Origin of the sequence: Microvirga roseola, from assembly GCF_020866965.1 — a bacterium.
In the GTDB taxonomy this organism is placed as follows: domain Bacteria; phylum Pseudomonadota; class Alphaproteobacteria; order Rhizobiales; family Beijerinckiaceae; genus Microvirga; species Microvirga roseola.
This window is the reverse complement of the sequence record NZ_JAJATX010000127.1, coordinates 1-2,994: the sequence shown is the minus strand read 5'-3', so window position 1 is coordinate 2,994 and position 2,994 is coordinate 1. Positions and strand designations below refer to the sequence as shown.

Annotated in this window: 1 protein-coding gene; it reads right to left on the bottom strand. The window is 57.8% G+C overall.

The window, feature by feature from the left end; translation table 11 throughout:
- Nucleotides 1-2,350: 2,350 nt before the first annotated feature.
- Nucleotides 2,351-2,758 (bottom strand): OsmC family protein, encoded by a 408-nt coding sequence (locus tag LG661_RS24335; protein ID WP_230534580.1) that lies wholly within the window; start codon nt 2,756-2,758, stop codon nt 2,351-2,353.
- Nucleotides 2,759-2,994 lie beyond the last annotated feature (236 nt).

Sequence of the window (2,994 nt, the reverse complement as noted above, 5' to 3'; positions counted from 1 at the left end):
GAGGAGCGTGAATGCCGGAATGTCCTCTGGCAATCAGGCTCATGGTTTGAAACCAGACACAAAGAGCTTCACCCTCAGAACCTGCCCTCGGACCCATCAGGCCTCGAACTGCGTGCGTCTGAAAGCGCAACATCGCTCCCGGGCAATGGCCTGGAAACTGATGGTCACCGTGTCTGGAAATTGCGCTCGCCTGCTCTCGCAGCGGCGCGGGGAGGGGATACATAATCGATTCCACCTCTTTTGCAAGAGGCAATGATCACGTGCCCACAGAGCCTCTTGCAGCCAGGTCCAATCGAACGGATCGATCAAAGACACCGGGGACGTCAGAGGAGGCTTCGGACCCTGCCGGATCGGCAGGGTCCGCATCCGGAATATGGTTACTGGTCGTGAGACTACAATAGGGAGAGCTCTCGCCAAATCGCCCCAGCTACTCGTTAGGCGGCCTCGTGTTGGTGCCGGTCTTGGCGGCGGGGCATCGCGCAGCCTGCCGGCGCCAAGAGCCCCCAAGATGTAGAAGTGCAGGTGCCGACCGGTCCAACATGAGCAGGATCACGCCTACATTGCGAGTGCTGTCGCACTTTTTTGCGTTTGCGCTGAATCCCGCAAGAGCCAGTGGAAGGGGCACCAGTGAGCTCATCTGATGGCGGCAGATCTGTGCATACCGTGTACCCTGAGCTGAACCACCCAGCATTCCGACTCCGGCCAATTTAACAGGCGATCCATCAGTCTTCCGCTCACGCTGTGAGCACCTGCCCAACCCGTTTTGGCACAACCTCGCCTGCCGGGCCGGACCATGCATCAAACTCCAGGGCGTCATCTGAGGGCCCCAGATTTATCTCACAGGTGCGGACGCCGTATCCGCTTGCCTCAAGCGCAAGGAAGGTTCTTCAATTACTCCTGGATGCGAGCAGCGCGGTGAACAGGCCGGCGGGATATCCCTTTCGCTGTGCATCGGATCTGGCTTTTCGGAAGCATGATCAATCCGAAAAGGCGCACGTAGGCGATATTGATCTTGTTGTTGTGACCGGATGGGCCAACAGATTTGACGGCCCTTTGGGCAGGGAGCGTTTCGACGAATTGGCCGTGCAGATGGGCGGTCCCGATGTTCCAAACGTTCACGGGCTCCTCCGCATATGCCGCGGGAGAGACGACGTTACAAACCAGCCGCTATACGGCAGCCGCAAGCATTCTCTGCTTTCCTTGAATGACTTGAGGGATCTGCGTGATGTGGCTTGCCCATGCCAACTCATCTTCGATGCAGATGGGGGGAGATCCGGTCGACGACACGATCCTGACTAGGCACTCCGACTCACTGGGGAGATCGAACCAGATGGGTGAGCCGCGTTCTATGCCGGATCTGGGAGAGGGAACGAGGCGGTTGCGCCCTGTTCCCCTGTTCCTAACAATCTGGACCGATCTTCGAGGTCTCTACATGCGGGTAATCGAGGCTGTTGGCTCATGGCCTGAAGGCGACATTCGGTACCGATTGGCCCAGTCTGGCGTCAGCGGAATGTCAATCGTCATCAACGGCAAAGTCCTTCCGCCAGACATGACGGCCAATGTGATTACAAAACGTCTGGCGCTTGGGGACTGCGATGCAAGGAGGCAAGTTGGCCTGGTGATGTCCGAACACGTCCGCGCCGATCCAGACAAGTTTGGCGCTCAATTCTCGTGCCGCAGTTTCGTACCGTGCAGTGTTCTATCCCGGCGCGATGGAGTCGCTACTGCTAGGGCATATGCCTGCAGATTTCGATGACCACGGCCACGGCAAGGACGATGACAATAAGCGCCACGACGTCGCCCGCTCTTCGCCGGGAGTGTTTCCCGTGCCAGCGCAAGTCTGTTTCCCCATCGTTAGATGGGGCAAGCCAACTAACATACGTTGGACAAGTCTTCTATAAGAGATTCCCTGCCTTCCTCTAATAGGTCTGGTTACTTAGCCAAGGTGAGCCGGCTCACCCGAGAGAAAACAGCTGTGGTTCCAACGAGGCCAGGCCAACTGAGAATTGTGGCCACGCGATCGACAACAGGTGGGATCCTCGCCTGCACATTCAACTCTTGGTCCTCATCCTCCAACTTGGCCACCGCCCTGGTGAAGCCAGGAGCAACATCCGCTTGAGACGCTTGAGCCTATTCAATCGACTGGGGACAAGTTCTGCAACTGGCTCAAAACAGGCCGATGGTGGAGGTCCTCGACCCTCGCGGCAAGCCCAGAGGCTCCCCCAATGTAGCCCTTGCCCGGTACTACCTGAGCGACAAGGGCCTCGGGTCCAAGCAGCTTGGCCGGCTAACCGAGGGTTGGCTCGTTGCTAACTGGTCAACATGGAACGAATGCTGATTGTGCAATCGCTTAAGAAGCCGATTTGATCGTCACTGGGACGCCGGCGCGCAGCGAGTTGCTTACCATGCACGTTGCTTTGGCTCTTGTGATAACACTCTCTGGGTCTGAGCCGTCCAGTGTTTCGCAAGATACCGTCATGGTCGCGCGGGTGGTCAGCAAGGGCTCGCCTTCCAATTCGATCATGACGCTGACCGAGATGCGGCCCAAACGAATTCCCATATCATCGGCAACATAGCGCAGATCGTTGCAGAAGCACCCGCCGATCGCGAGCGCCAGGAGTTGACCGCCGTTGAACCCGAGGCCTGCGCCGCCGGCCCTTCCTGTAGGGCGATCGACTACAATGGTGTGGCCGCCGGCCCATCCCATAGCTGCCTGGGTCCCCTCCACACTGCGCAGTTCAACCGTCATGTTCACCATGTGCCGTATTCCTTCGATCCCAAGCAGCCTGACACCTTACGAATAAAGCCAGCAGCAGCATTGAGCCATTCCTCACAGGAGGTACACGGATGTGCCGGTAAGCCTTGGAAGATGGTCAAGGGACACCATGGTGCTTTGTAGCCCGTTTCGCCTCTCCAATTCCCAATCTCCGTGCCATTGGCAGATAATTTCGGCATTCGGTAGCAAACGCCACCAGATTTTCGTGACCTGATCCG

Excerpts from the sequence above, each read along its gene's own strand:
- LG661_RS24335 (WP_230534580.1), bottom strand. The coding sequence starts at position 2,758 with ATGGTGAACATGACGGTTGAACTGCGCAGTGTGGAGGGGACCCAGGCA.